Here is a 26,981-nt window from a genome sequence, read left to right on the forward strand (position 1 = left end):
TAAAGGCAAAACAACAAGTAGTAGTTAGTTTTATTGCTGTAAGTTATAAAATAATCCGTTCAATCAATGGCCGTGTTTGATTGAAATTTAAACCGAGGTTGAACCGATCAATTTATGAGGAGGCACATCACTCCTCCCGCGTAAAAGGAACAAACCGCACTGCCATCACATTTCTTTTAAGCACTTTATTTTTCTTTTTGGTAACCAGGACCAATTGCCGCACTTGATTGTGAGGCCCGACCGGAATGATCATTCTACCCCCCACCTTAAGTTGATCAATTAGAGGTTGGGGAATGTATTCAGCACCCGCAGTGACCATGATAGCATCAAAAGGCGCTTTATCTGGCCAGCCATTATAGCCATCTCCCCTTCTTACAACAACATTGGAATAGTTCAAATTTCGTAATCGCTCCTTGGCACTCTGGGCGAGTTGCTCAACAATCTCAATGGTGTAAACAGAATCCACAATCTTGGCAAGCACCGCCGCCTGATACCCTGATCCCGTTCCAATCTCCAATACCCTATGGTCCTTCTTTAATCTCAGCGCTTGGGTCATATAGGCCACAATATAGGGTTGAGAAATGGTCTGCCCATTTCCAATGGGCAAGGGATTGTCGTTATACGCATAAGATTTTAAATCCTCGGGAACAAATAGGTGTCGGGGTACATTTAAAAGGGCATAAAGTGTAGCCAAGTTATCTATGCCCCTAGCCTTTATCTGGGTTTCCACCATCTGCTTTCTTTGGGCCGTATAGTTGTTTTGTCCAAACAACGCATGGGACATCAGGAAAGAAAACAAGATGACAACTGCCCTACTCATGGCCAACAAGATGAATTGATAGCCAATAAGTTACAAAACTATTGCTCCAGAATCAACTTGTTGGACAGATACATATAACGGGTGTAATTTTTAGATCGCTCCCCGGCATATTCATAGGCCTTTCCAAAATGAAAAGTCGCTTTTTGCTGGTCTTTGGCTTTGATGTAATATTCTCCCATGGCCAAATTGGCGATCCAATTGTTGGGTTCCTTTTGAAGCATTTCCGACAAGAGTTCATAAGTCTTTTGCATATCGCCTTCCAACAACATATAGCTCAATGGGTAATAATAAAAATATGGGAACCCTTTTCCCAAAGACAAGGCCTGATCTTCATATTTCTTACTCTCTGCATTTTTGCCCTGTTGGGCCAATAACTGAGATTTGAGCATGGTATTTCGGAATTCCGCCCCAATTTCAAGGGACTTGTCTACATAGGACAAGGCTTCTTCAACATTAGCAGGATCTTCAGCCACTATCAATTGGGCAATTTTGATGTAATCGTCCACGGTTTTTTCTTCTTTGACCTTTAAGTCCGCTAGCACATTGGCATTGACATCCACGGAGATTTCGATTCCGCAACTTATCGTGGACCACTTTAATTCTAACCTGGTGGACTGGACCTGCAAATTGTTGAATTCATATCGTAGATTTTCTTGATACGGACTTGTCGAAGGAGTTGCCGTTACCCGTAGGGCATCCTCATCTTTTTTATAGCTAAAACTTCCCCAGTTTTCGGAATTCTTCGAAAAAATGAAAACCCATTCGCTTTCCTTTACAAAAATGTGCAGTCCGTATTTTCCTTTGGCCAGTGGTTGACCTTGGATTTTAACATCGTGTGTAAACTCCACTGTTGTGTTTTGATTGGAACCCGCTCGCCACGGATATTCCACCCCATCCACAACAAAATCGTAGGGAACAATGCCACCAAATATCTTACGTTTTTTGGCAGAAGGACTATGGTAGACCACCGTTACATCCGTTGTGCCAATACGTTGGGTTATGCTTGCCCGTTGGCTCACCTTGGTGGCCACCAGCATATCTTGGGCACTGGATATCAGTACCCCGGTTAGGGCAAAACAAAGGCTGAACAATTTTAGTTTTAATTTCATGATTTCGTTTTAAGATTGATTTCTACTTGATTTTCAGCCCTTCTAAATCCATGAACCTTCCAGTAACAAGCCATCCACCGAAATCCTCGGAGACAGCCAATAAGAGAGTATTCTTTCCTTTCTTTAAATCAAGATACACAGCATCAAAGAGTCCAATGGTACCCAGAAATCTATAATCCCTACTTCGAAAGCGATTGTTTCCCTTGTAGATGGGTTTGTTGTTCAAAAAAGCCACCACCCTGTCGCTGTAGCCAAAATCGAAAAGTTTGACTTGATCTTTGTCCGAAGTAATGGTCAACTTGGCAATAACCGTATTTCCCGGAACATCGCCATCAAGCTTAACGACCCTGGCTATATTTGCAGCAACACCTTCTTCCACATATATCTTTTTATTCCATTTAAGGCGAGATATCAAGCCATCAATATTATCCAGATTGTCCAACTCCTTTTCCTCGAACTTGTCAGAAACCGTCCATTCCTTAATCACATTTTCAATGGGTTTTCGGGTTCCAGGATTGAAATTCTCAATGACTGGTGTTTGGTGGTCTATTTTGATATTGGCTATATGGAAGCCACGGAAAAGTCCGCCCGAAAAACTGATTTCTCCCGCTTTGGGTTCGTGGAACAGCTGCCAAGATAAATGAGGAGTTTCTGAATGATCCAAAAATACCTGCGCCCTTCGCTCATTGACCACAATCTTCACGTGCGTCCAGGTGTCGAAGTTGTATTTATGCGGAAAGGAATATTTTGGGCCAAAGTAAAACTGCCAATTGGCAAGTCCGTTAGTCACCGGTGTAGCCTGGTTGGCATCTGCGTTTCCGGATTGGTGCGGTCGGATATAAAACTGCTCAGCATCATCCTCGTTTATTCTAAAATATACGCCCGGAAAACCTCGGTCTTCGGTAATGTAGATGTCGTATTCAATGGTACCATTCAGAAAGGAAACATCCTTGAGACCAACCGTACCTCCTTTGAAATAAATGGTCTCCTCCCCCTTAAATTGTTCGAACATAAAGGAATTGGAATTGACTTTCAAGTGGACCGTATCCAAGGGAACAACCTTCTGTCCGAGGACAAAAACGAGATTAAACAATAAAAAAACGGGCAATAGAAATGTTTTAATCATGACTGAATGTTTTTTGATGTTCCAAAGCTCCTTTATGCGTACCGAAATCCAAAAACAAGTTGGTTCAAGTTCATTCATTCCGGTTCAGGCAGCGATTTTTTTGTGATCTTTACACCACAAATCCCAATCATGTATCCGGAAGAAAAATTGGTGCGGAAATGTTTGCTGCAAATTGAGGAAAGCCTAGGTTGGGGCCCTTCCCAAGGTTGGCATAGCGATGTGTTTATTGAGCTCAGTGAGCGTATTCAACAACGAACCAAGGTACTATTGAGTCCGGTTACTTTAAAGCGGGTTTGGGGCCGAATAGATTACCAAAGTGCTCCCAGCAAAACAACATTGAACACTTTGGCCCAGTTTGCAGGATTTGAAAATTGGCGGGATTTTAAGGGTGCGGCACCACTCAAAACAAAACATCCGTTGCTAAAGGTTGTCAATGCCAATCTTGGAGTGATCATGCTGAGTGCCTCAGTCATGACGGTGATCTTTATCTCGTTTTTCTCCTTAAAAGGAACCAGTAGCGATAACACTTCCTTTGATCCAGAATCCATTGTGTTTAAAAGCAAACCCATAGCCAAAGGACTTCCCAACTCCGTGGTTTTCGATTTGGATTTGGGCGATATCGATTCAGACAGCATCCATATTCAACAGTATTGGGACCCTACCAAAACCATAAGTCTTAAACCGGGACAGACCCAAGCCACGGGTCAATACTATTCTCCAGGCTATTTTAGGGCCAAACTCTTGGTGGATGGCAAACCCATTAAACAGCACGATCTCTTCATCAAATCTGAAGGGTGGTTGGGCACTTTGGATTACCAACCCATTCCCAAGTATATGCCAGCTGAGAAAATAAATGATGGAAAACTCTCGCTTCCCAAAGTCATTCACAAGGAGGTAAGCAAAAATGAACAACCCATAAACACCACCTACCATTTGGTCCAGGATTTTGATTCGATTTCTGGAGATAATTTTATTCTTAGGTCTTCCCTCCAAAATGTATATCGGGATAAATGGGCCGTATGTCAAAAAAGCTATGTGATAGTATTGGGAACCAAGGGTGCGATGGTGTTTTCTTTTTCCATACCTGGATGTAGTTCAGAATTGGGTGTGATGATGAACGATGTATACCTAAGTGGAAAGGAACATGACCTTTCTGGATTGGGGCTTGATCTGTCCCAACCACGTGATATAAAAATTCAGGTCAAGGATAAGCAGGTCGAGATTTTTGAGGAAGACACATCCCTTTTCACTGGAAGCTATAACCAAAGCATTGGACGGGTTGTTGGTGTTAGGTATCGATTCTTGGGTCTTGGGGAAGTGATCAATAGCCAGCTTCAGGACATCCATGGCAGTATTCAGCTTGATCTACTCTGAATGTCCCGTCTGTCTGGGCAGTACCTCTTCTGGAAAAGGGAATAGAATGGTCGAATTTTTCTCTGCTGCGATATTGGAGAGGGTTTGATACAATCTCAATTTGATGGCAGATGGCGAGCGATCTATTTGTAATCCTGCCTCCAATAGTTTGGCAGCTGCCTGTTCCTCAGCTTCGGCCAAAATAATCCGCGCCCTACGCGAACGCTCGGCCTCTGCTTGGTTGGCCATCATGCGTTTCATGTTTTCGGGAAGCTGGATGTCCTTAATTTTAACATCGATGATTTCAATGCCCCAATGATGGGTTTCCGTTTCCACAATATTCTTGATGTTTTTCCCCATTTCCTCTCGTTTGGACAAAATGGTATCCAACTCTACCTTTCCGCAAACATCCCTTAGCGCTGCCTGCGAAAGTTGGGTAATCGCAAAATCGTACTCCTCTACCTCCAGCACGGCTTTTTCCGGATTGTTGATCTTAAAAAACACCACCCCATCAATGCTCGAGGGCACGTTGTCTTCCGTCATCACCTCTTGGGAGGCTATATTGATGGTAATTACACGTATATCTACCACCTGAATGGTTTCAACCAAGGGAATAATCCATCGGAAACCAGGTTGTAGGGTTTTTACATATTTCCCAAAACGAAATTTTAGGGCGCGCTTGTACTCAAAGACAATCCGTATGCCTGCTAAGAGAAAAACACCCAACACAATACTGAAGAAGAAAGGCAAGTTCATTTTTCGCTGTTTTTGATTTATGGACCCTGCTGGAAAATCCCTCTATAAGTTACGAAAAAATGCTGTAGAATAAAACCCAAACTACTGAATATCAATCACAAAACAATATATTCCACTTGAATGTTTATTTTAACTTTGCGATAGCATGCAAGTAGCACCATCCAAACATCTGGCCCGAGTAATCAAGCATTACCTTTTTATTGATGGAGTCCAGGGTCCCGAAGGTTTGCAACAGCTTCGCTTTTTTACTGATGGGAATGCCCATTTGGTCTTTAGATTGAGGGAAACCGCACTTACCCAAGGTGCATCTCAAAATCAAGCAGGCCCTTTTATTGTTGGAGGCATAAAAACGAACAAGAACTTTGCTGTGCTCGGGGATTTTTCGGTAATCATAGTGGTATTCCAGCCCACTGGACTTTATCAGCTAACTGGAATCCCCTCTTATGAATTGGGCCAGGAAACCATAAACGGAACCTTCGTATTGGATGCGTTAATTGCCACACTTCAAGAGCAATTGGAGTCCTGTTACAAGTCCGAACAGCAGATAGACTTGTTGGATTCTTATTTTCTGCGCTACATCCAAAAAAGCCTCCACCCCATGGACTATCGATTTTCAGAAGTCGTAAAATCTATTCTAAATGCAAGGGGGCAATCCAAAGTTGGGCAACTGTCCAAAGGCTACCAATATACCGAAAGAAGCTTGCAGCGGGCTTTTAAAAAGTATCTGGGGATACCTCCCAGGGAGTACCTTCGGATAGTTCGATTTCATAACTTTTTGGGTTTCTTGAACCTAGAATCAGATTACGCCACACTTACTTCCATAGGATTAACAGCTGGCTATTATGACCAATCCCATTCCATACGGGATTTTAAGGATTTTACCTCCCTAACCCCCAAAGATTATATTGCCAAAACGAATCGTTTGGCAACGAATCTTGTTTCCCTGCCTTAGTATTTTTTGTCGGGTCCGTACAATTTTGGGTTGGGCTAGCAATCTAATTTTACGGTTTAAACAATTCAGTACAATGAAAGACCTAAACCTTGCCGTTGCACAATTTCAGCCTAAAGATGGGGACAAAGCATATAATTTATCTCGGATTCGAAAGCTTACCGAAAAGGCAAAATCCAAAGGAGCCGATATCATTAGCTTCCATGAAATGTGTATTACGGCCTATACGTTCACCAAAGATCTTTCTCGAGAAAAAATGTTCGAGCTGGCAGAAGAAGTTCCCAATGGGCCTTCTACTTTGGAACTCATCAAGATTGCCAGTGATTTTGACATTCCCATTCTAGCTGGTTTGGTTGAAAAGACATCGGACAGCATTTTCAACACCTATATCTGCGTTACCAAAAACGGTATTGTTTCGAGGTATAGAAAACTACATCCTTTTATAAGCAAACATATGGCCGCAGGCGGGGAATACTGTGTTTTTGATCTCAAGGGATGGAAATTCGGGATTCTGATTTGTTATGACAACAACGTGATTGAAAATGTGAGGGCCACAAGCCTTTTGGGCGCCGAACTGATTTTTGCGCCACATGTCACCTGCTGTACACCCTCCAATATGCCCGGGCGTGGCTATGTGGATGATAGATTGTGGCAAAATAGACATAAGGCCCCCGAAACCTTGCAGGCAGAATTTGACGGGCCCAAGGGTCGCGCTTGGTTAATGCGATGGCTTCCGGCCAGGGCATATGACAATGGAGTGTATTATGCGTTTTCAAATCCCATTGGATACGATGGTGAACATTTAAAAAATGGCAATTCCATGATTTTGGATCCGTACGGCGAGGTGTTATCAGAAATTAAATCCTTTGAAGATGATATCACAGTAGCCCGAATCACCAAAGATAAAATCCAGCTCTCTGGCGGTTGGAGGTATAAAAATGCACGTAGGCCAGAACTTTATCGGGATATCATTGGTCAACCCCATGAATCCGAAACAAGTCCTGTATGGCTAAAATGAAAAATCACTAGCCTACATTTAAATTTTTAAACTGTTGTGATTACTATTTCCTATTAAAGGAAAACTGCAAGATGTTTAGAGCAAACTCTTAAGGTTTGTTGGTTACGACCAACTCGTCATTTTCCCAAACGCCGCTGGCCACAATATCACCTTTTTTACCGTAGAAAGCCCCTTCACCCATGCGTTCATCGTCTTTCCAAAGACCGACAAACTTTTCTCCATTGGGCCAGTGGTAGGTTCCTTCTCCCGAGCGCTTGTCATTCACGTAGGATCCTGTGTAATGCTGTCCATCTGCCCAGTAAAATGCTCCGTCACCGTGACGCTGATTATCCTTCCATTCGCCTACGTAACGGCTGCCCGTGTTCAGAATGGCTACGCCATAGCCATTGGCTTTGCCATCTTTGACTTGACCAACGTAGTGCATTAAACTTCCCTTACTATTGGTGAACGTAAGATACTCCCCAGATGACTTTCTGCGTAATTGCTTTTGCATACGCGCAATTTGAACCTTGGACTTTTCCAAAGCAAAATTAAGGGAGTCATATTGGTGAATCTCCTTTGGTGCTGATTCAAGAATTGTAGTCAACGAATCCAATTGATGCTGTAAATCCAATACTTCGTCATTCTGCTTGGGCTGTGCTTTAAGTGCCATCATTTTCTGCGTCAAAGCGATTCGCAATTTCAATTCTGCCTCTTCGGCCAATAGATGCTCATCGTACTTTTCTTGATAGGCCTCTAAGGCTTGGGAATAGTCATCCCCATCTATGATCATGGCATCAATCTCGGATAAGTTGGGCTCATCAATCTCCGTAGCATTTGCCAATTCCTCAATCTCCTGGTTTTTAATGGTCAATTGCTCCTGCAGATTCTTGGTTTTCAGAAAATAAAAACCTCCTAACAAAAAGGTAAGGCCAAAAAGGATGTAGGTGAGTTGATTTAGTCTTTTTTTCATGATGGATTTGAATGACTTCCTAACATATACGTTGCTAATCGTCAAAATGGATCTCCGGAAGCTTATTTTTTACTTTTCTGATATCCGGTGAGAAGTAGACATGGAATCGCATGGTCCAACTTTGCTTGTAGATTCCCCCATTATCAAGGGTCTGCCCTTGAGAGTACATCAGTCCACCTGCAATGGTCAAACGTGGGGTCAAAATGTAGCCCAATGTGGTGGTCAAACGCAGGTCTTCCATGGGACTGGCCACTACAGCCTTGCCACTTTGCATAATAAGCTCTGCCTCTGGGGAAACGTATAGGGTTTTCGGTTCCAACTTATAGTTGTTCAATGGGATTTTGGCCCGAAACATATAACGCCAACGGTTTCTAAATATGTATTCGCTGTTTTCGGCAAAGTCCTGGGTCCAGCGGTGCTCTATTCTTAACCTATGATAAATCATGGAACTATAGAGCGGCATGGCAAATTGGTACTGGTGCCAAATCCTGAATTCAGGAACCACAGGGCGATCATCGGAATCCTCATCCGTATTGAAGTTGACCCTAAGCACCCCACCCAAGCTAAAATTCACCTTTTTGGAGTAGATGTATCCAATGGCGTGTCGGTTATAAATCTGTCCTATCTGACCTATAAAGGGAGTGTCCTCGGTTTCCTCAAAACGGAAATGCGTCTGGGCATCCCAGAATAACCGTTTTGAGATTCGAATGTTACCATAGGTATTGAACCAAACCTTGGTTGAAGGGTCCTTATACTTGGATTCAGCAGGTAACACCTGCTCATCCTGGGCCTGTATGTTGAAACTTATCAACATGAACGCCACAACCCATCCGGAGTGTTTGCTAAAGTACTTCATGCTAGTTTTCCAGAGGTTGAAGGTTGAACAATTCCAAAATGGTATTCGGGTTCTTTTCTTTGCGAAGTTTACGTTCCAATTTATGGGTGTCTTCTTCCCTTAGCTCCAACATCCGTTTATGCAGCTCGGTTAACAGCTGATTCAGGTTGTTGGCCTTGGTGCAATTCAGTTCACCGTTGGCTTCATTCACCAAGAATGGAATCAAGACATTTCTATAGGCCGAAGTGATTCTTTTCTTTACTTCCTCCTCCATCAAATTGGCCATGAAAGGATTCCAAACAGCATCTTTGTAGGTTTCCTGAATTTCCAATTCCCTAGCGGGAAGAGCCGCCAAATTTTGGGATAAATTTTTAAGGGTTTCCAGACAGGGGACCAATTGCTTGGCTTCTTCCAACCTTCCTTCGGTAGCTGCTGAACTTGAGTAAGCATTTAACTTGTTCTCCGCAATTGTCTTTATATGCAGAATGGCGGTTCCATAGGTTCCAGAAGTATCCAGCGAATCCACCATTTGGTTTAAGCTATTGATTTTGGCTATCATCTGCTCTTCCAAGGCCACAAATTCCTGTTGCTGCTGCTCGTTCTTTACTTTTTCGTACAGAATGGTGGCAATTTGGTCCAAACTGACTTTGGTATAAGATGACATTTGAGCTAAAGCTTGCATCTCCTCGCCCTCAAAATTGAAGTCATTGGCATTAGGGCCTTCAAAAGTTCTTTCTGATTCGTCTATGACAATTGTTGTTGAAGGTTTGCCATTTGGAAACAAACGCTGTGCAAGTAAATCCCGATCCAAATAATCCAAGATTCCCAACTCACTAAAGTGAACAACCTTATCCAGTGGATCTAAGAAAGATGCCTTGATTTTTTCCACTGCCGAATACAAGAATTGGGCTTCGTTATCCGAACGCCTTAACAAATTCAGCTGGGTGTTTTCCAATAACCCCTTAGCTACTTTGGAAGAATGTCCATACTCTTTTTGGATAGCCCCAAGTCCATTTCTTTCCAAGGAATCCAAGGGAAAGTAGGGAACCTTTACCTTAAACATGGGCAAAAATTGGGACTTGCCCAATTGTGATAGGATATCATCCAATTTTTTATAGTGCGCAGCATTTTCCGCCAGGAGTTTGTTGATTCCATCCCTTAATCCTTCAGCTTGCTCCCTTTCCAATTGAAGCTTTAAAATTTTGGAGAACCGCTTATCCAGATTAATGGTTCTGGCCGCCTTGAACGGACCTCGGAAAACAGCTATCGTGGTGTCATCCAATCGTATTTGGGTAAGCACGCCCTCGCTAAAAGACCATGTCTCTGTACTTTCATCCCCAAACAAGGTCCAGCTATCATGCGCCAGCCCATCCCTTAAAAAGCGACCTACCAAGGTACTTTGCTTGCCCTCAATTCTAAAACTCTGTTGTGGTACACCGTTATTATAGGTTATCTGGCTTCGGAACAGGGTTTCCTTAACTTCTGAATCCTCAATTTGCTGTTCGGAAATAATCCAGAGCCCATCGGGTCTTCCCATTTGAATCTCACCTTGGGCCTGATTCTGGATCCCATCCACGTTGACCCGATATTGAAAACCGACCACTTCGGTTTTTTGGTCTGATTCAAATTCTCCAAACTGGAAATTCCATGGGCCGTTGGGAAATCCGTTTTCAAAAGCACCTGTAAAAGAGAAGGTTTTGTCTTTTTGGTCCAAAAGGGCGTCCAAATTGGAACGCTTCATACTAAAAGGACCTTGGAGTAAGGTGTCCCCATCAATGATTTGATAGGTATAGTCCACCTCGCCTACAAAGCTGGCTACTTGAAAAGGGCCTGTATACCTCAGTTTTTCTTGAGCATGAATTGACCAAGAAAACAATAGCCCCAAAAGTAAAACCGCCAAGAATTTTGGTTGTCCGGTTGGTTTCACGCGAATAGGTATTTTGTTGTTTAGTGTTCTCGCGATCTATATCCCATAAAGCGCGATGCCCTATATACGTGAAGCGAAGCTACTTTGGATTGCGACTTTTGGATTTTAATTCAATCCACGCTGTTTTGCTTTACCACCACTGCTTAACTTCTTGGTTTTTGATCAAATCCAGCTCAATCATAGAGCCGATTTCCGGAGCGATCAACGGAATACCCAAACTCTTGGCCTTTTTGGTGACACGTTCAATGGGATCCGTCCACGAATGCAGGGCCAACTTAAATCCACCCCAATGAATAGGCATGATGGTTGCAGCTCTTAAGTCTATTCCTGCCTGGGCGGTCTCCTCAGGAAACATGTGGATATCCGGCCACATTTTGTTGTATTGCCCACATTCCAGCATAGCAAAATCGAAGGGGCCGTACGCCTCCCCTATTTCCTTAAAATGGGTGGAATAGCCACTGTCCCCGCTAAAGAAAATCCGTTCGGTCTCTGACTTAATCACCCATGAAGCCCATAAGGTACTTTGGCCATTGTTCATCTTTCGACCTGAAAAATGCTGGGCGGGGGTACAAACAAAATCCAGTCCGTCCAAGGAAGTTTCTTTCCACCAATCCAACTCCTCAATCTTGTCCTTGGCAACGCCCCATGCCTCCAAGTGCACCCCAACACCCAAGGGAACGTAAAAGCGGTCTACTTTATCCTTCAGTTTTTTAATGGATTCGTAATCCAAGTGATCATAATGATCATGGGAAATCAAAACCGCATCAATTTTGGGAAGTTTTTCTATGGCGATAGGAAGTTCTTTGTTAAATCGATTGGCACCCAACAAAGGATGAGGCGCAGGCACTGCACCCAACATGGGGTCTATTAAGATGTTTTTGCCACTCATCTGCAACAGGAAGGCCGAGTGCCCAAACCAAATCAACTGCGTACCTCTTGTTTGGGAAACAATTTCAAGGGAATCCACTTTGTGCAATGGCGGTTCCATTTCTGGTCTTCCGTTTTCCACTTTCTGAAAAAAGAACTTTCGGGCAATTGACAGCATCTCACCAAAACTAGCTTCTTTGGGTACGTCCTTTGTATTCTTGAAGGTTCCGTCCTTAAACTGTGGTGAATATGCATATTGTTTTTGACGTTCTTCGGATACGTCACCCCCGAAGGAGGGGTAAAAGTTGACAAAAGCCAAATAGGCAACTACCAAAAGAGCAATTAGTATTCCAATGGATAACAACATTCTTTTTAAAATCTTTATTAGTTTTTTCAACTTATTATAATTAAGGGTTCTGGACAAGAGCGTTGATAGCTCTATTTTCCAAATGCTTCATTTTTTGGGAATGGAATAGCGTGTGGATCATGGCCTTCCCAATTTTTGTTGTGGTCGTAATGTTTTTGGACTTTTTCATTAAGGGAAAAAAAGGTCTTGTGATTACATAAAACGCATTGTACCATCCCGTACGTGATTTAATCCCTTTTTCCGGAATAATGCCTCCTGGCCTAAAAGCGTAGGCATCTTTAAATCCTTTATTCAAGATGTAGTTTTCCGTTTTCCCTTTTACCCTGGCCCACATGGAGCGGCCTTTTTCGCTACTATCCGTTCCCGTACCTGAAACATAATTGAAGACCATATTTGGATTCAAATCAAAAAGCACATCTGCAAATTTTTTGGTGATATCGTATGTAATCTGGGTATATGTTTGCTCGTTCAATCCCAATACAGAAACGCCCATGCAATAAAAACATGCGTGGTATCCCATCAATTGATCCTTGACCGATTCCAATTCCACGAAATCCTTCAACAAGATTTCCTTTAGTTTTGTATGCGACAACCCAAGTGGGTTACGATTGATGACCAGAACTTCGGAAATACGCTCATCTTCAAGGCATTCCAATAGTACACCTTTACCCACCATGCCAGTGGCGCCGGTAATTATTACTTTTTTCATTTTGTTAATTCTGCGTTCGGTATTGTGCGGGACTCATGCCCGTTTTTGACTTGAAAAGTTTGCTGAAATGTTGCGGATATTCAAACCCCAGATCATAGGCAATCTCGCTTATGGAATCAGTGGAACCAAGCAAGCGGTTCTTGGCCCTGTTCACCACAAACCCATGGATATGATCCTTAGCGCTCTTACCCGTTTCCTTTTTAAGCAGATCACTTAAGTAATTCGGTGACATGTGAAGCTCCTCCCCGCAGTATTTTACGGAAGGAATCCCTATTTCTGAAGCCTTACCGGAATTGAAGTATTCCTTTAGCAGGGATTCAAATTGGCTTACATGATCTTGGTTTAAGTTGGTTCGAACATAAAATTGCCGATCATAATATCTAGTGCAATAGTTCAACAACAACTCTATGTTGGAAACAATAAGCTTTTGACTGTGCTTATCTATGTTCTGCTGGTATTCCAAAACAATTTTCCGCACTAAATCACTCACCATAAGCTGTTCTTCTTCGGAAAGATGTAAAGCTTCATTGACCTCGTAATCAAAAAAGGAGTATTGGCTTATGGTCTTCCCAAGTTCTGATTTTCGAATCAGATCTGGGTGGAACAACAGCATCCATCCCTTGGAGTCCGCACAAATATTTTCTGAGGTACCATGAAGGACTTGTTGTGGCTTCATAAATATCATGGTGCCGTCTGAAAAATCATAGGAGTTCCTGCCATATTGAATGGATCCTTCAACCCCGTCCTTCAGGGATACCATATAGAGCTCCGATGAAAAGCGAAACCCTTCAAAGTCCATATTGCTTGGGAAATCCTTCATGTAAACTACCGACACAAGCGGATGTTTAGGTTTGGGAAAACCCATGATCTGATGGATTTTTTCAATGCTTTCTATGTGGATGATATCATTCATGGCTTTTCTAAATTACGTATTTCCTCGGGTTTTAAACCGCCGCCCGAGCAGTGCCCGAGCGACAGCTTCAACCAAACATTAATCAAACAAACATTTATTATGCACTTTTGGCGGCATTGCCCATCATTCTTATAATGGTTCTGTCAAAGAAACGATCACTGAACCACTTTCTAAAGAACAAGGTCTGGGCCGCCATTTTTCCAGCTGCGTATCTGGTTTTGGGTTTATTTACTTTCACTGCTTTGGATATTACTTCCGCAATCACCCCTGGAGAGGAACTTTTGCCTGGACTGTAGGTCTCCTCCACTGCTGCGGTAATCAAATTGGCCAGATCCGAATATGCGCCATTTTTTGAGCGAGAAAAGTTATCGTTCATCACATCACCAAACTCCGTTCTAATGGCGCCAGGTTCCACAATTACAACATCAATTCCAAACTTCTCCACTTCCAATCGGAGGCAATCGCTCCAACCTTCCAAGGCGTGTTTTGTGGCATGGTACCAAGCACCAAGAGGACTGTATATTTTCCCACCAATGGAGCTTATATTAATAATGGTTCCTCTTTTTTGATTTCGCATGCTTGGAAGCACGGCCTTAGTCACTTCCGCCAAACCAAAAATGTTCACTTCAAACTGACGTTTGGCATCTTCGTATGAAACATCTTCCACCGCTCCCCAAATGGCAAAACCGGCATTATTGACCAGTACGTCCACCCGGTCTTCTTTTTTTAGGATGTTGGCAATTACTGCCTTTACCTGATCGTGCTGGGTAACGTCCATGGATATGGCATTTCCGCCAGCCTCAATCAGATCCTGCATATTTTCCACCCTGCGGGCCAAACCATAAACGGTATGCCCTTCCTGAATTAATTGTAGGGCCGTGGCCTTACCTATTCCAGATGATGCCCCAGTGACTATAATTACTTTTTTCATGATATATGTTTTAATGAAATGGTTTCCTTTCCAATTACAGGACAAAAGTAAAAGCGCTGTTTTCCAGCCACGTATACATTTTACAGAATGATGTATACAAATTACTGGTGGTATTTTCGTCAACTAGGTATTTGTTTGGGTTTGGACTGGGATATCCCCCCTATATCCCCCACTTTAGCCCAAAAGAAATTCTGCTACGGTCCTTAAACTGCCCAAAGAGTTGGGATTCCTTCCCGTAAAATGCGTGCGCATTTAGCAATAGTTGGGTATTGGTGTTGAGCCAATAGCTAAGTCTTGGAGTCACATATCCATCGCCATGGTTGGTACTGTGAACCCATAATATTTCGGCTTTAAGGCTATCGTTCAAAAATTCCCTACTTCCCAACAAGGTCAGGTTGGTTTCCCAACGTTCCCGGTTAAAGGGACTAATGGATTCCATCACCCATTCATTGAATAGTTGTCCACTTACTACATACTCGCCTTTAATAAAGTCCACCCCTAAAGCCGTTCTAAAGAAATCGGACTCTTCTACCCAACTGACCGCATTGGGATTATCCGAAACAAAGTTTTGCCCAAATACGTAAGCTAGTTCCCCACGAAAGGTTGAAGAACCAAATACTTTATTAAAAGTCCCACCCAATAATTGTTGCCGTTCGTATTCTGGATTAATGGAAACTGTAGGAGTGCCATCAACCATCTCAAAGTTGGAATAAAAGGCGGGGAGGTCATCATAATAATACAAGTAATTCAGAGACAAGTCCCAACCTTTGGTAAATGATGTAAGCTTCACTCCAAAATCGGAATCCATAAAAAACCGTCTAGGTTTGTTAGGAGTGTTCAATTGGGAATCCACGCCTTCTGGAGGGCTTGGAAACAGACTTTGGGTAAAGAATGGCGCATCAAAATCTTGAGTAATATGATAGGTGTTATCAGGTATCCAAACCAGTTGCACGCCAATATCCTTGATATCGAACTCGGCCTTTACCGACCAAAGTGGAATACGACTATCCTCAAAATCATCAAGAATAAACTCCCTAAAATTCTGTGGGTTCACCACATCCAGTAATTTAATGCCATCCGTCTCGCCCCAGACTATCTGCTGTTTACCCAAGGTTAAACCCAAACCTTCAAGGCGTGTATGGTAATACAGTTCCCGAAGCTCCAAATTGGTGTGCTTGTCCAAAAATAACCTTTGGTTAAAATTCCCTACGGTATGCTGATCGGGGATGCCCGCTTCTAGATTATCCATGAACTCGCTATACATCTGTCCACGGAATACCAACTTAGAGCGTCTATTGAATTTATACGTTATCTCTGGTTTAATGATCCATTCCGACTTCTGTAATTGACCAGAATCAAATTCGTAAGAGGTTTCTGTTGCAACCACCAAGCTAGGGTTCAACTTGTCCCAAAACTTTTTCCTGGGCTGCTCCTGTGCCAAGCCCAATAGGCCAAGCAGCAGGAACAACTTCGGAAGTATTTTTGAAATTTTCATAGCTACAGACCGTCAACCAATGCCTCCTCAGTAAAAAAGTCATCACTTAAATCAGTGCTGTAGTCAATATCCTCAAAGCGGAATACCGTTTTGTGTTTGGTCTTGTGATTCTGCACATCAATTCGGTGCAAAGTCCAAATTCCCTGTACTTTTCTGATATCAGTTACGTGTACCGTCTTTAATGGATTGCCGGCAATGTCCCAACTCTCGGACTTACGCATCATCCATATATTGGCATCCACCCAGAATTTGCCCTTGCTGTAGCCCAATTCCTTGGCGGTGGCTTCATCCTTTGGCGTCGCTTCAAGTACATAGCAATCTTGCCCATCCACTTGGTCTATACCTATGGTCTTGTAATTATAGTCGTCCCTACTGATTTTGGTTTCCAATTTAATGTCCTCGTAGGTCAAATCGGTTCCCAAAAAGTAATCCCCTCGGTTGGAAGCCGAAATCCTCCTTGTTTTTCGAAGCGCGGGAAGGTACAGCCACTGATCATCGTCCACTTCGGCATCTGGATAATCATAGGTCAAAAAAGCCGTCCCTTTTACACTTGTGGGCGTTTCATAGAAAATGATCAAGCGACGTTCTTCTCCAAAATATTTTCGGAGCGCTGTGGTTTCCCTTACCCGAGTCTTACCGCGTTTATCCGTAAGTTCCATGATTAGTTTTCGCTTTACGGAATTCCCTTCATTCCGTGCAAAGGTTTTCTCCGCAATGGACTGTCCATCTGGTAAACTCTGTCCTTGAACAAATCCGATAGCCAACAAAAAGGCCATCATTGTTATCGTGTTGAATTTCATAATGTTTAATTTTTATGTGTGATGAAAAATTTTGGTTTTGCCAATAGAATGATGGCAGGTAAGATGGTCATGCTACCAATGAAGCTGACCATAACGGCCACGGCCACTAAGAAGCCAAATCGGTTCAATGGTGGTACCGCGCTGGTCATGAGCACACCAAAACCGAGGGTCAGTGCCAAAAAGTTGAACAATAGGGCCCTCCCCGCTGATTTAAAGAATTCCTGAAATGCCTGATGTAGGGAAAGTCCTTTTTCGGCTAAGAGATATTTAAATCGGTCTACAGTGTGTACTGCAAAATCGACCCCTACTCCAATGGCAATGGCAGCGAACATGGAAGTACCTACGGCCAACCATATATCGAGCACGCCCATGACGGTGTAGATGAACAATACCGAAATCAATACAGGCACAATGGTAAGTACACCCCCCGCCATGGAACGAAAGCTCAATGCAGCGACAATTAGAACAACCAGCAGCGCAACTATAGCCCCAGTAAAGTGGTTTTGTCCCAATTTGCCTATCCAGTGTACATCAAGGGCCACTTTCCCACTTTGGGTTGCCTTGATGGTGGGTGTGTTGAAATTTGCGTCCAGATAATCTTGCGTTTTCTCCACGATTATCTTTTCATCCAGGTATTCCCCAGAGTTTATTCGGAATCTAACATTGGCCAGACGGTAATCATAATCCACATAATTATCAAAGTCGGTTGGATCCCCGCTAGCAGAATATAAAAGGAAAAACTGACTGATCAGCGCTTCGTTATCAGGGATAGTATAATAATGCACATTGTCCTCATTTACAGATTGATGCATCTTTTTAACGAAATCAACAATTGAAGTACTTCCCTGTACTTTGGGCAACGTTTCCACATGACGCTGCAAGGCCTCGATTTTTTTGAGATTATGGGGTTTAAAAATGTCCTCCGTTTCCGGGGTCTCAATCAAAACGTCCAAATAACTTGTGCCTTCAGTTTTGGAATTAATAACCGCGTCCGCCTGAACAATGGGTTCGGTACTTTGGAAATTGGCGATTCTATCTTCATTTACTTTAAGCTTTAGCGCACCAAAAATTCCCAAGGCAACAATCAATAATGCAGATACAAGTATGGCTCTAGGCCTCTTATACACAAAATTTCCCAATCCCGTCATCAATTTGCCAAAGCCGTCAATGGTGTTGGCGGATTTAAACGCCTTGCTTTTTTGTGGTTTTAATAGCATTAAGGCTGATGGAATCATAAACAATGCGTATACAAGTGCTGTTGCCACCCCAATTCCACCAAACACACCAAAGAAAGCCATTGGAGGCATGTAGGAAGAAAAAACAATAGACATAAACCCAGCAATGGTGGTAATGGAGGTAATGGTAATGGGTCTCCACATGCTCAACATGGTGTTGACCACCAATTCCTTTTGACTCAATCCTGGATGTTTGGCCGCCAATTCATAATACTCTCCCATAATGTGGATACCATCCGCTACGGCAATGGCTATAAGGACCACGGGCAGTCCGTTGGTGATGACATAGAAGTCCACTCCAAAAAAGGCCATCAACCCCAATGCAATTCCAACTGAGGCCAGGACCATTAGATTTGGAATAACCACTCCCCTAACCGTTCTGTAGGCAAAAATGAGGATGAAGGCAATGACCAAACCCGCAAAGGGATTGGTGCGCATCGCATCTTCATCAATGTATTTGATAAGGTAACCGCTTACCGCGCCTTCCCCTGCCAAGTAAAAGTCATGGTTGTCGTGCTGGTAGTCCGCCAGTAGTGCCTGGAGGGAATTGTACACTTCATGCTGTTTTAGGTCATAACTGTCCAACATCTCAGCAATGACCAAAGTGGTGGTTTTATCCTTGGAAACCAGACTGCCCTTATACAATTCAAAATTGTCTATGGCTTGGGAAGCAGCTTTGGCATTGGAGTCGTTAAGTTCCTCGGATTCAAAGAACGGCTCCACCAAGATTCCAAAGTCTGTTCCCACCACATTGTTTTCTGTGGATAGACTCCGCACCTGGTCGGGATCAATGCCAGGGATTTTCTTTAGCTTTTCGCTGAGGTCATCCACAATTCCAAGAGAGGTTGGATTGAATATTCCATGGTCGTTTTTGACTGCAATGACCATGGGGTCTTTTAAACCAAAGGTTTCCTTGATGGCGTTACGCTGAATCAATACGGAATCCTGTGGTGGTAAAAAAGCTTCGTAGCGGGTGTCCTTGGTCAACTTGGGTAAAGAGACCACGGAAACAACGAACGCCGCAAAGCTGAAGATTAGAATGGGTTTGTAGTGCGATGTAACCCAATTAAAAAATGCTTGTGCCCTTTTTGTTTTCATTTTGATGGTTTTAATGTAGTATATACAACTTTATAATTAAAAAATTTATGTTCTCATTTTGGTTTCCAAATTCCTAAGCCCGTCCAATCCAGAACTACCCAATACCCCAACCAACTCGTCCATAATACCGAGCCAAACCGGTGTTAGTTTCTCTACCATTTTGTAACCTTTATCCGTAAGCTCCACAGTGGGTCTATAATCAGAACTACGCGACACGAATCCCCTTTTTTCCAACAGCTTTATATTTCTACTGACTGTGGATTTTTCCAAATAAAGATATTTTCCAATCCTGCCCTGCTCCACTTTCTTCATTTTACTCATGGCAAACAATATCGTCATCTGGTTTTCGGTAATCTCAAAGTCCACAAGGTGCTGCCTGAAATGGGTATCTACCATTCTAGATATCTTTCTTAGCCTTGATCCAATACATTCGCTATAATCATACTTCATGGGGCAAATATACAGATTTATATGTTGCATATACTACTTTTAACTTTTTAATAACATCTGCTGTTCCAACCTATTTATTCCTCATTGGTCAATCCAAACCGCCCATCCGTCAATTCAGTTCAGCTATTATTCCTAACACCATGTAGTTTGATGCTACTTTATCAACATTAAATTATTTATTAGTTATGAAAGTAGGTCCCATTCCATTGTTCCTCGTACTTTTCACAATCTTTTCTTGTTCAGATCAAGAGACACAGCAAAAACTGGTGGACACGCAACGCAAACTTGTAGCAACCGAACAAAAATTGTTAGAAGCGATCAACACAAACCAGTCCAATGCCGAGCTGATCAAAATGTATGTCGAGACTGTGCAAAATGTAATCCATTCCTCAAATGACAAATACACCATTAGAATTGACCAAACCCAGGAAGGAAAGTTGCGGTATGCCAGTTGGATGCAGCCCAAGACGCCTCTGGAAAAGCCGGATATAGTTCTCTACAATGGAGAAATTGAAAAAACTGGCTCTTGGGGAGTGGCAAAATACAAATTCAGTGGAGACAATCAGTCCTATATTGTAGAAACCGTTCCGGTTAAGCGAAGATCCAAGCTCAACCACATTTTTCTGGAAGTCTTGGAGGGCAAAACACAAAAGTTTTATGGTAAAATGAAGGATTTGAATCTACCCAACTAAGCACACTTAACTTTTGGTCCAATACTATTTTTGGGAGTGTTTGATGTACTTCTCCACCACTACCGCAGTAACAATGACCAAATAGAACTGTCCCATCAACCCAACCAACATGGCTGCTTTTTGTGCAATGGGAATGGCCGGAACAATCTCACCATATCCAATGGTCATCAAAGTGATATATGCATAATATAGGATAGCTTCACTTTTAATGGCTATCTGTTGATTTTCAAGTAAGATCCCTTGAAATGCTCCTGGGTGGGTCAATTCTATGGCCATAAAAAGAAAGAATGCAAGAAATCCAAGAGAGATATAACCGCTCATCAAGCCAATGATAACCTTTCTACTTACCAATTTGGCCTTCCAAACCTGTTGGATCACATTCCAACTTACCACAATGTAGAAAACAAAATATATCATCAGGCGAACCAGGATATCCCCTTGTGATTCTTGTCTATAAATCATGGAGCTGCCAAAAATAAAGGCGGATGCAGCAAAAAGAAGGATAAAAAACCAGGTGAGCTTCTTCCTTTTGGATATCATGAGAATCCCTGCCAAAATCCCCATCAAATACAACAATGGTAGCAGAGTGAATTCAAAAAAGTTCTCAGGAAAGAACAAGGACCCAAAAAGAATTGCCAATTGGGTGGTGAGAAAAATCTCGAACCTAAACTTGTACCATTTTTTGATCATACTAAACGCCTACATAAGATACGCGATAAATGGCATCTCCAAAGTCATCCGATATCAGCAGGGAACCATCCTCCAAGAATAGTAAATCCACTGGTCTCCCAAATTGATCTTGGGTATCATCGTTTAACCAGCCATCAATGAAAGGTTCATAGCTTACTGCTTCGTTTCCATTAAGGGTGACCATGGTTATACGGTACCCCACTTTGGAAGAGCGGTTCCACGACCCATGTTCTGCCATAAAAACCTGCCCTTTATACTGACTCGGAAACATGTCCCCTGTATTAAACTTAACCCCCAATGGAGCCACATGGGCTCCCAAGGGCTGTACCGGTGCCACAAAATCAGCGCAAGGGTGCCCCTCTCCAAATTCAGGGTCGGAAATAATTCCTCCATGGCAATGGGGATATCCAAAATGTTGACCTATTGCCGAGGCCCGGTTGAGCTCGCAAGGAGGAACGTCATCTCCCATCATATCCCGACCATTATCCGTGAACCAGAGATCTTTGGTTTCTGGATGCCAGGTAAATCCAACCGTATTTCTTACGCCTTTGGCATAAATTTCACGATTGCTACCGTCGGGATCCATGCGGGTAATGGTGTTGAATCTTTCATCTTCGTCAGTTCTATCACAAATATTGCAAGGTGCGCCTACGGGAACATAGAGCTTGCCATCTGGGCCAAAAGCAATGTACTTCCAACCATGATGGAATTCCGTTGGATAGTCATCGTAAATAACCTCGGGGTCGGGTAAACTGTCCAAATTTTGTTCAATATCATTATACTTCAGTAAACGATTCACCTCAGCAACATATAAATCCCCATCCTTAAACGCGATACCGTTGGGCACTTCCAAAGTGGAGTCCAACACTTTGACATTTTCCGCCCAGAAATCACCATCCAGGTCTTGAAGCGCATACACGGTTTTGTCATTGCGCGTACTCACAAACAGCGTTCCATCATCTCCCATGGCCATGGAACGGGCGCCATCCACCCCTTCGGCGTAAACCTCTATCTTGAATCCTTCCGGCAGATTTAGGCTATCCAATGGGAGACTGGTCGGATGAACTCGCTCTTTGGGTTCAATCCTGGCCTCTTCTTTTACTTCTTCTTTTTCCTTTTTACCATTGCATGCCATGACCAGAAGGCCTAGCATAAAAACCATCATTTTTATTGGTCTCATTTTTCTGATTGATATAGGTTTATGATTTAATGCTTTTGTAACTATTTGCTTCAGATTATCTCAACATCAAAGGCACCGTTATTGAATTACACATACCGTTCTGTACATCCTAGATTAGCAATTAGAAGCCTTTCCAACTATTAACCGTGATTTTAAACATTTGTCGCTGAATGTTCCCGAAAATACATAAAATTCATGGTATCAATAAAGTGGTTTTTGGTTTTACAACTATTAAGGCGCAGTCGGTATAAAATCCTTACAAAACTCCATGAGCGGTTGTCGATTTCATGACAGTCACAAACAATTTCAGGACAAATCCCCAATTTCCTGTCCGGAATCCCCAAAAATTGCTGGTCTTTTGCGTATTCATCAAAAACAAAAACAATGGACAGAAAAACGTTTCTCAAAAGAAATTTAGTCTTGGGCGGTGCTATTGCCCTAAGCCCCACTGCAATGTTGCCTTCCTCAAAGCAGGGCCAAAAAGAACTCTTCGGGGAAGAACTAATTACTGAATTTGTATTCGCCGCCCATAGGAGTTTGGAGGAGACCCAAAAGATACTTGAGAAACATCCCCTATTGCTTAACTGTGCCAATCAGTTCATCAAAGGGGATTTTGAAACGGCCGTTGGGGGTGCCAGCCATATGGGAAGAAGGGATATTGTGGATTACTTGGTATCCAAGGGAGCTCGATTGGATATCTTTAACTACGCCTTTCTTGGATATGACGATTTTGTAAAGAAAATGATTGCCGATCATCCCCATCTATTGAGAGCACCGGGACCTCATGGGTTTACGCTACTTCACCATGCCGAAGTTGGTAAACAAATGGAACTGGCCGAATGGTTGCAGTCCAAAGGTTTGACGGAAAAAATGTTCAAGGGAATCTTTAACTAAAATCCAAAGCAGGCCCATATAATATGTCGCAACAAGGTTTATTTATCTTTGTTGAAGAACCTTTTACCCTTTAGCATTGGATATGCAAATCAAATGGAGTGAAAAAAAGTTTTACGTGATTTCCATTGGCATTTTAATTGTCATGTTTGCGCTCACCTTGCTCCAAAACTTTATTCGGTATCGCAATCACAGTAGTTACAGTGTTTGGATTTCCGTAGTTTATCTTTTGGTTTCCATTATCCTATTTATTCCGGTAATCATACTTACAGTTCGCTTGCAGCGCTACTTAAAGAACAGATTTAGCAAAGGGTATTGGCTCCTTATTATCCTTTCAGCATTGGGTATATTGGGGCTGTTTTATCTGGTTTCCAATGTGATACTTCACAGTCTGGGTTATTTTGACCACTTTTTGGACGGGGAATACGCCCGCTACTACTTTGGTCGTGAGGCTCTTTACCATTTGATATTGATAATGGGAGCTGCCTTCTTTGTTCAGTTTTCCAAGTCAGATACCAAAACCATTACAGTATACAAAGGGCGCAAAAAGATTACCATGACCTTGTCTCTTGTACACTGGATTGAGGCTGAGGGACATTATTTGAATTTTTACACCGAAACAGATTCCTTTATCAAAAGGGAGCGATTGGTGTCGTTGGCAGAACAATTGGAGCCTGAGTTTATCCGAATTCACCGGAAGTACATGGTGAATCGGAATGAGATCAGTGCTACGGAAAAAGACAAACGGGATGAATTTCTGGTGTTAAAATCAGGAAAAAGACTAAAAATTGGGCAGTCCTTCAAACCCATAGCCTGGTAAGTTCAGTTATGGCCAAAGAAAACCCATTCGTCCAAAGTTCTAATCGGACAAATAAAGTACCACTTTAATTTCTTGCACTTTTAATTCAGTGCAGCTTCTTCATCAAGGGCCGAAACTTCTCCTGTATACGTAATGGTCTGTCTATGGGTGCTATTCACGTTGACGGTCCCGGCCATTCCTGGAAAAATCTTGGCAAACACGGTATAGGATTCCGTATCATTGTCCACAGTGAAGTTGAGGCTGTAACCTTGTGTCTTGGAATCTTCAACAAGTTCTAAATCCTTGGCAGGTCCATTAAACTGAATGGCATTGTTGGTGTTGCCGTATCCTGTGACCATGTTCCGCTCACCATAATACGGTAAATAAGCAGATACGCTATCCCCTACTACTCTCAAATAGGCCGGGCTTCCCAAAAGATTGATTTGGCCCGCGGTATTCCCTGGTGCCAACAAACCCGAGTTGGCAATACTGGCCATAGTATTGGTCAACAAAGGTCGCGCCCATTCGGCTCTGAACTCCAATCTTCCATTTTCCACCAATTCTTGCAAGGCCAGTTTATCTGCCTCGCTGACCTGCACCGTTTTGTTAGTGGCACCACAACCCAATAATAGAATTACGAAGAGGCTCCCAACTACATTTTTTATCATTTTCATCTTCTCAACTTTTTATCATTCAATAAGATACGAATACAATTTCTTATTTCAATAGTTCGCAAAAATTATTCCAAGATTAGCGGTATATTTACTTTCAACCAGACCTCATTTTATGAACCCTAAATGTTCAAAAGTCTTTGTACTTTTTTTGACCTTCCTGTCTTTTTCCCCTGTTTCTGCTCAAACGACCCAACCTTTGGACTCTCTTGGTGATAGGCCAGAGTTCCGGGCATTTAATTTGGCGCAAGATCCAGTTGTGGACGGGGAAATCATCAATGATCCCATTTGGCAAATGGTTCCGGCCATAGACAATTTAATTCAATTAAGGCCCAACTATGGACAACCAGTTTCCGAGAAAACAGTCATTCGCGTGGCCTACAGTAAAAGCACATTTTATGTGGCCGTGGTCTGTTATGATTCGGAACCGGAAAAAATAGTGGTATCTGATTCCAGAAGGGATGCCGACCTAAACGACGAAGACAGCTTTTTGTTTATCATTGACACCTATCATGATCGTCAGAACGGCTTTTTGTTCGGAACCAATGCGCAAGGTATGGAGTATGACGCGCAAATTGACAACGAGGGTAAGGGTAACTTCAATGCCAACCGCCAGCAAGGAGGTGTTATTGGGGGAACCAATATTAACTGGGATGCCTCGTGGACCGTTAGAACTCAAATTGGGGATTATGGTTGGAGCGCCGAATTTGCCATTCCCCTTAGATCCCTTCGATTTGCCTCCGGTAACAACAAGACTTGGGGATTAAATTTTAGAAGGAACATAAGTAAGAATACCGAAACTGCCTATTGGACATCCCTGCCGCTTGGCTTTGATATGAAAAGACTCTCCCTCGCAGGTAAACTTACGGGTCTCAGCTTGAAAAATCCAGGTAACCTGAAGCTTATTCCCTATGTTTTGGGTCAGGTGTCCAATAACAAAGCGGTAGATCCCAGTGAAACAGATACCAATTTTGAGGCTGGGGCGGATATCAAATACAGCATCACCCCTAGTTTAACGTTGGACCTTACCTACAATACGGACTTTGCCCAAGTGGAGGTAGATGACCAGCAAGTGAATCTGGACCGCTTCAATCTGTTCTTTCCAGAAAAAAGAGCTTTTTTCTTGGAGAACGCAGGGCAATTTAGTGTGGGAAGTCCTGGAGAAGTAGATTTGTTCTTTAGCCGTAGAATAGGCATTGGTAATGCCGGGGATTTGGTTCCGATTATTGGCGGGGCCAGATTATCTGGAAAAGTGGGTCAGACCAACGTTGGCTTCTTAAGCATGTTTACTGATGATGTTGAAGCTGCAGGCATAGAGAAAAATAATTATACAGTTGGGCGTGTCAACCATGATTTTCAAGGGACACGCTCTTCCTTGGGAGGTATTTTCATCAACCGCGCTGGATTGGGATCCATGGACGATGATTACAACAGAGTCTTTGCCATGGATGGTAAATGGGGCATTGGAAACAAAGCCGAGGTCACCGGATTTGTGGCCAAAAGTTCCACCCCGGGTATTGAGGAAAACGATCATGCATTCAAACTACTGGCTAACTACAATTGGAACGGTTGGGATTTACGAGCAGGTTACACCGAGGTTGGTGAGGGGTTTAATCCCGAAGTTGGTTTTTTACAGCGTACCGCCTTCCGTAAACCAGAGTTTTTGATTTGGAAAGCCCAGCGATTAAAAAACATGGGCAATCTTCTGGAAATACGCCCTCATGTGTCGTATCGTGGCTATTGGAATTTTGATGACCAATTGATTACTGGTTTCTTACATGTGGACAACCACTGGGAATTTAAAAGTGGGTTTGAAGTGCATACAGGAATCAATTTTACCACTGAAAGAGTATTGCAGGAATTCACCCTCTCCAATGTCACAGTTCCTATTGGGAATTACAAAAACGAGGAATTGCAGCTGGTATTGATTACCAATCCCAATAACGCATTTTCCTTGAGTTCCAGGACTTTTATAGGAGGTTATTTTAATGGTGATAGGATTACCAATAGTGGTACGGCCAATTATAGAATTGGAGACCGTTTTGTTTCCTCCTTGACATTTAGCCATAGTGATATTCAACTGGACACTGGGGATTTCACTGCCTTGGTGGGTGGGTTACGTCTCTCCTACTCCTTTACGCCCAGAATATTCCTCCAAAGCTTGATCCAGCGGAACAATGTTTCAGAAATAACTTCGGTAAATGCACGTTTTGGATGGTTACAGAATGCCAATACAGGTCTTTTTGTCGTGTTCAATATTGTTAAGGATGATAATGATATCGACCTTTTGAACAATCAGGTTGTGACGGTAAAATATACCCACCGATTTGACATATTGAATTAGGAAA

General features: G+C 42.7%; 25 protein-coding genes. 7 read left to right on the forward strand and 18 right to left on the reverse strand.

What is annotated here, in order from left to right; all coding sequences use genetic code 11:
• Nucleotides 1-127: 127 nt before the first annotated feature.
• The 3 genes from ACRHOZ_RS00195 to ACRHOZ_RS00205 are packed head-to-tail and all read right to left on the reverse strand — an operon-like array spanning nucleotide 128 to nucleotide 3,055.
• Nucleotides 128-820 (reverse strand): protein-L-isoaspartate(D-aspartate) O-methyltransferase, encoded by a 693-nt coding sequence (locus tag ACRHOZ_RS00195; protein WP_431121073.1) that lies wholly within the window; start codon nucleotides 818-820, stop codon nucleotides 128-130.
• Between the two features lie 38 nt (nucleotides 821-858).
• Complete coding sequence (locus tag ACRHOZ_RS00200; RefSeq protein ID WP_431121075.1) at nucleotides 859-1,929, reverse strand: DUF2911 domain-containing protein; 1,071 nt, start codon at nucleotides 1,927-1,929, stop codon at nucleotides 859-861.
• A 22-nt stretch (nucleotides 1,930-1,951) separates the two neighbouring features.
• Nucleotides 1,952-3,055: a hypothetical protein gene (locus tag ACRHOZ_RS00205; RefSeq protein ID WP_431121077.1), complete on the reverse strand. Its 1,104-nt coding sequence runs from the start codon at nucleotides 3,053-3,055 to the stop codon at nucleotides 1,952-1,954.
• A 6-nt stretch (nucleotides 3,056-3,061) separates the two neighbouring features.
• Between ACRHOZ_RS00205 and ACRHOZ_RS00210 the strand changes: the two genes are divergently transcribed.
• Entirely contained in the window at nucleotides 3,062-4,429 is a 1,368-nt protein-coding gene (locus ACRHOZ_RS00210) for a hypothetical protein (protein WP_431121079.1), read from the forward strand.
• On the opposite strand, the gene ACRHOZ_RS00215 is transcribed toward ACRHOZ_RS00210, so the two are convergent.
• Nucleotides 4,421-5,164, reverse strand: a complete 744-nt coding sequence (locus ACRHOZ_RS00215) for a slipin family protein (RefSeq protein WP_431121081.1) — start codon at nucleotides 5,162-5,164, stop codon at nucleotides 4,421-4,423. The two genes, ACRHOZ_RS00210 and ACRHOZ_RS00215, sit on opposite strands and share 9 nt — an antisense overlap.
• Before the next feature lie 145 nt (nucleotides 5,165-5,309).
• Between ACRHOZ_RS00215 and ACRHOZ_RS00220 the strand changes: the two genes are divergently transcribed.
• Nucleotides 5,310-6,116 (forward strand): AraC family transcriptional regulator, encoded by an 807-nt coding sequence (locus ACRHOZ_RS00220; RefSeq protein ID WP_431121084.1) that lies wholly within the window; start codon nucleotides 5,310-5,312, stop codon nucleotides 6,114-6,116.
• Nucleotides 6,117-6,189: 73 nt separating this feature from the next.
• Nucleotides 6,190-7,131, forward strand: a complete 942-nt coding sequence (locus tag ACRHOZ_RS00225) for a nitrilase family protein (protein WP_431121086.1) — start codon at nucleotides 6,190-6,192, stop codon at nucleotides 7,129-7,131.
• 88 nt (nucleotides 7,132-7,219) lie between these two features.
• Here ACRHOZ_RS00225 and ACRHOZ_RS00230 read toward each other — a convergent pair whose 3' ends face one another.
• The 11 genes from ACRHOZ_RS00230 to ACRHOZ_RS00280 all read right to left on the reverse strand — a co-directional run bounded on the left by ACRHOZ_RS00230 (nucleotide 7,220) and on the right by ACRHOZ_RS00280 (nucleotide 19,710).
• Nucleotides 7,220-8,083: a hypothetical protein gene (locus tag ACRHOZ_RS00230; RefSeq protein WP_431121088.1), complete on the reverse strand. Its 864-nt coding sequence runs from the start codon at nucleotides 8,081-8,083 to the stop codon at nucleotides 7,220-7,222.
• A gap of 34 nt (nucleotides 8,084-8,117) precedes the next feature.
• The gene (locus ACRHOZ_RS00235) at nucleotides 8,118-8,939 is read right to left on the reverse strand and encodes a DUF2490 domain-containing protein (RefSeq protein WP_431121090.1); all 822 of its coding nucleotides are present in this window, start codon (nucleotides 8,937-8,939) and stop codon (nucleotides 8,118-8,120) included.
• Between the two features lies 1 nt (nucleotide 8,940).
• The gene (locus ACRHOZ_RS00240) at nucleotides 8,941-10,845 is read right to left on the reverse strand and encodes a hypothetical protein (RefSeq protein WP_431121092.1); all 1,905 of its coding nucleotides are present in this window, start codon (nucleotides 10,843-10,845) and stop codon (nucleotides 8,941-8,943) included.
• 130 nt (nucleotides 10,846-10,975) lie between these two features.
• Nucleotides 10,976-12,109, reverse strand: coding sequence for an MBL fold metallo-hydrolase (locus ACRHOZ_RS00245; RefSeq protein WP_431121094.1), 1,134 nt, complete (start codon nucleotides 12,107-12,109; stop codon nucleotides 10,976-10,978).
• Between the two features lie 10 nt (nucleotides 12,110-12,119).
• Nucleotides 12,120-12,788 carry an epimerase gene (locus ACRHOZ_RS00250; RefSeq protein WP_431121096.1) on the reverse strand — a complete coding sequence of 223 codons (669 nt, stop codon included), beginning with the start codon at nucleotides 12,786-12,788 and terminating at the stop codon, nucleotides 12,120-12,122.
• Nucleotides 12,789-12,792: 4 nt separating this feature from the next.
• On the reverse strand, nucleotides 12,793-13,701 hold the full coding sequence (locus tag ACRHOZ_RS00255) for a helix-turn-helix domain-containing protein (RefSeq protein ID WP_431121098.1): 909 nt from the start codon (nucleotides 13,699-13,701) through the stop codon (nucleotides 12,793-12,795).
• A 97-nt stretch (nucleotides 13,702-13,798) separates the two neighbouring features.
• Entirely contained in the window at nucleotides 13,799-14,632 is an 834-nt protein-coding gene (locus ACRHOZ_RS00260; RefSeq protein WP_431121100.1) for an oxidoreductase, read from the reverse strand.
• 160 nt (nucleotides 14,633-14,792) lie between these two features.
• Complete coding sequence (locus ACRHOZ_RS00265) at nucleotides 14,793-16,127, reverse strand: DUF1302 family protein (protein ID WP_431121102.1); 1,335 nt, start codon at nucleotides 16,125-16,127, stop codon at nucleotides 14,793-14,795.
• A gap of 2 nt (nucleotides 16,128-16,129) precedes the next feature.
• Nucleotides 16,130-16,927 (reverse strand): outer membrane lipoprotein-sorting protein, encoded by a 798-nt coding sequence (locus ACRHOZ_RS00270; protein WP_431121104.1) that lies wholly within the window; start codon nucleotides 16,925-16,927, stop codon nucleotides 16,130-16,132.
• Nucleotides 16,928-16,932: 5 nt separating this feature from the next.
• Nucleotides 16,933-19,260 (reverse strand): efflux RND transporter permease subunit, encoded by a 2,328-nt coding sequence (locus tag ACRHOZ_RS00275; RefSeq protein ID WP_431121106.1) that lies wholly within the window; start codon nucleotides 19,258-19,260, stop codon nucleotides 16,933-16,935.
• Between the two features lie 45 nt (nucleotides 19,261-19,305).
• The gene (locus ACRHOZ_RS00280; RefSeq protein WP_431121108.1) at nucleotides 19,306-19,710 is read right to left on the reverse strand and encodes a MarR family winged helix-turn-helix transcriptional regulator; all 405 of its coding nucleotides are present in this window, start codon (nucleotides 19,708-19,710) and stop codon (nucleotides 19,306-19,308) included.
• Nucleotides 19,711-19,895: 185 nt separating this feature from the next.
• On the opposite strand from ACRHOZ_RS00280, the gene ACRHOZ_RS00285 reads away from it, so the two are divergent.
• The gene (locus tag ACRHOZ_RS00285; protein WP_431121110.1) at nucleotides 19,896-20,402 is read left to right on the forward strand and encodes a hypothetical protein; all 507 of its coding nucleotides are present in this window, start codon (nucleotides 19,896-19,898) and stop codon (nucleotides 20,400-20,402) included.
• Nucleotides 20,403-20,426: 24 nt separating this feature from the next.
• Here the strand turns inward: ACRHOZ_RS00285 and ACRHOZ_RS00290 are convergent, their stop codons facing one another.
• Both ACRHOZ_RS00290 and ACRHOZ_RS00295 read right to left on the reverse strand, forming a co-directional pair.
• Nucleotides 20,427-21,092: an ion channel gene (locus ACRHOZ_RS00290; RefSeq protein ID WP_431121112.1), complete on the reverse strand. Its 666-nt coding sequence runs from the start codon at nucleotides 21,090-21,092 to the stop codon at nucleotides 20,427-20,429.
• A 1-nt stretch (nucleotide 21,093) separates the two neighbouring features.
• The gene (locus ACRHOZ_RS00295; RefSeq protein WP_431121114.1) at nucleotides 21,094-22,272 is read right to left on the reverse strand and encodes a PQQ-dependent sugar dehydrogenase; all 1,179 of its coding nucleotides are present in this window, start codon (nucleotides 22,270-22,272) and stop codon (nucleotides 21,094-21,096) included.
• A gap of 384 nt (nucleotides 22,273-22,656) precedes the next feature.
• Between ACRHOZ_RS00295 and ACRHOZ_RS00300 the strand changes: the two genes are divergently transcribed.
• Both ACRHOZ_RS00300 and ACRHOZ_RS00305 read left to right on the forward strand, forming a co-directional pair.
• Nucleotides 22,657-23,166, forward strand: coding sequence for a hypothetical protein (locus ACRHOZ_RS00300; RefSeq protein ID WP_431121116.1), 510 nt, complete (start codon nucleotides 22,657-22,659; stop codon nucleotides 23,164-23,166).
• A gap of 82 nt (nucleotides 23,167-23,248) precedes the next feature.
• Nucleotides 23,249-23,983, forward strand: a complete 735-nt coding sequence (locus ACRHOZ_RS00305) for a LytTR family transcriptional regulator DNA-binding domain-containing protein (RefSeq protein ID WP_431121118.1) — start codon at nucleotides 23,249-23,251, stop codon at nucleotides 23,981-23,983.
• A gap of 80 nt (nucleotides 23,984-24,063) precedes the next feature.
• On the opposite strand, the gene ACRHOZ_RS00310 is transcribed toward ACRHOZ_RS00305, so the two are convergent.
• Entirely contained in the window at nucleotides 24,064-24,636 is a 573-nt protein-coding gene (locus tag ACRHOZ_RS00310) for a DUF4251 domain-containing protein (RefSeq protein ID WP_431121120.1), read from the reverse strand.
• 112 nt (nucleotides 24,637-24,748) lie between these two features.
• On the opposite strand from ACRHOZ_RS00310, the gene ACRHOZ_RS00315 reads away from it, so the two are divergent.
• Nucleotides 24,749-26,977 carry a DUF5916 domain-containing protein gene (locus ACRHOZ_RS00315; protein WP_431121122.1) on the forward strand — a complete coding sequence of 743 codons (2,229 nt, stop codon included), beginning with the start codon at nucleotides 24,749-24,751 and terminating at the stop codon, nucleotides 26,975-26,977.
• Nucleotides 26,978-26,981: the final 4 nt, after the last annotated feature.

It is taken from the genome of Flagellimonas flava, assembly GCF_050617915.1.
GTDB lineage: Bacteria > Bacteroidota > Bacteroidia > Flavobacteriales > Flavobacteriaceae > Flagellimonas > Flagellimonas flava_A.

Coding starts and splice junctions, on each gene's coding strand:
- ACRHOZ_RS00195 (WP_431121073.1), bottom strand. CDS start 820: ATGAGTAGGGCAGTTGTCATCTTGTTTTCTTTCCTGATGTCCCATGCG.
- ACRHOZ_RS00200 (WP_431121075.1), bottom strand. CDS start 1,929: ATGAAATTAAAACTAAAATTGTTCAGCCTTTGTTTTGCCCTAACCGGG.
- ACRHOZ_RS00205 (WP_431121077.1), bottom strand. CDS start 3,055: ATGATTAAAACATTTCTATTGCCCGTTTTTTTATTGTTTAATCTCGTT.
- ACRHOZ_RS00210 (WP_431121079.1), top strand. CDS start 3,062: ATGTTTTTTGATGTTCCAAAGCTCCTTTATGCGTACCGAAATCCAAAA.
- ACRHOZ_RS00215 (WP_431121081.1), bottom strand. CDS start 5,164: ATGAACTTGCCTTTCTTCTTCAGTATTGTGTTGGGTGTTTTTCTCTTA.
- ACRHOZ_RS00220 (WP_431121084.1), top strand. CDS start 5,310: ATGCAAGTAGCACCATCCAAACATCTGGCCCGAGTAATCAAGCATTAC.
- ACRHOZ_RS00225 (WP_431121086.1), top strand. CDS start 6,190: ATGAAAGACCTAAACCTTGCCGTTGCACAATTTCAGCCTAAAGATGGG.
- ACRHOZ_RS00230 (WP_431121088.1), bottom strand. CDS start 8,083: ATGAAAAAAAGACTAAATCAACTCACCTACATCCTTTTTGGCCTTACC.
- ACRHOZ_RS00235 (WP_431121090.1), bottom strand. CDS start 8,939: ATGAAGTACTTTAGCAAACACTCCGGATGGGTTGTGGCGTTCATGTTG.
- ACRHOZ_RS00250 (WP_431121096.1), bottom strand. CDS start 12,788: ATGAAAAAAGTAATAATTACCGGCGCCACTGGCATGGTGGGTAAAGGT.
- ACRHOZ_RS00255 (WP_431121098.1), bottom strand. CDS start 13,701: ATGAATGATATCATCCACATAGAAAGCATTGAAAAAATCCATCAGATC.
- ACRHOZ_RS00260 (WP_431121100.1), bottom strand. CDS start 14,632: ATGAAAAAAGTAATTATAGTCACTGGGGCATCATCTGGAATAGGTAAG.
- ACRHOZ_RS00265 (WP_431121102.1), bottom strand. CDS start 16,127: ATGAAAATTTCAAAAATACTTCCGAAGTTGTTCCTGCTGCTTGGCCTA.
- ACRHOZ_RS00270 (WP_431121104.1), bottom strand. CDS start 16,927: ATGAAATTCAACACGATAACAATGATGGCCTTTTTGTTGGCTATCGGA.
- ACRHOZ_RS00275 (WP_431121106.1), bottom strand. CDS start 19,260: ATGAAAACAAAAAGGGCACAAGCATTTTTTAATTGGGTTACATCGCAC.
- ACRHOZ_RS00280 (WP_431121108.1), bottom strand. CDS start 19,710: ATGAAGTATGATTATAGCGAATGTATTGGATCAAGGCTAAGAAAGATA.
- ACRHOZ_RS00285 (WP_431121110.1), top strand. CDS start 19,896: ATGAAAGTAGGTCCCATTCCATTGTTCCTCGTACTTTTCACAATCTTT.
- ACRHOZ_RS00290 (WP_431121112.1), bottom strand. CDS start 21,092: ATGATCAAAAAATGGTACAAGTTTAGGTTCGAGATTTTTCTCACCACC.
- ACRHOZ_RS00295 (WP_431121114.1), bottom strand. CDS start 22,272: ATGAGACCAATAAAAATGATGGTTTTTATGCTAGGCCTTCTGGTCATG.
- ACRHOZ_RS00300 (WP_431121116.1), top strand. CDS start 22,657: ATGGACAGAAAAACGTTTCTCAAAAGAAATTTAGTCTTGGGCGGTGCT.
- ACRHOZ_RS00305 (WP_431121118.1), top strand. CDS start 23,249: ATGCAAATCAAATGGAGTGAAAAAAAGTTTTACGTGATTTCCATTGGC.
- ACRHOZ_RS00310 (WP_431121120.1), bottom strand. CDS start 24,636: ATGAAAATGATAAAAAATGTAGTTGGGAGCCTCTTCGTAATTCTATTA.
- ACRHOZ_RS00315 (WP_431121122.1), top strand. CDS start 24,749: ATGAACCCTAAATGTTCAAAAGTCTTTGTACTTTTTTTGACCTTCCTG.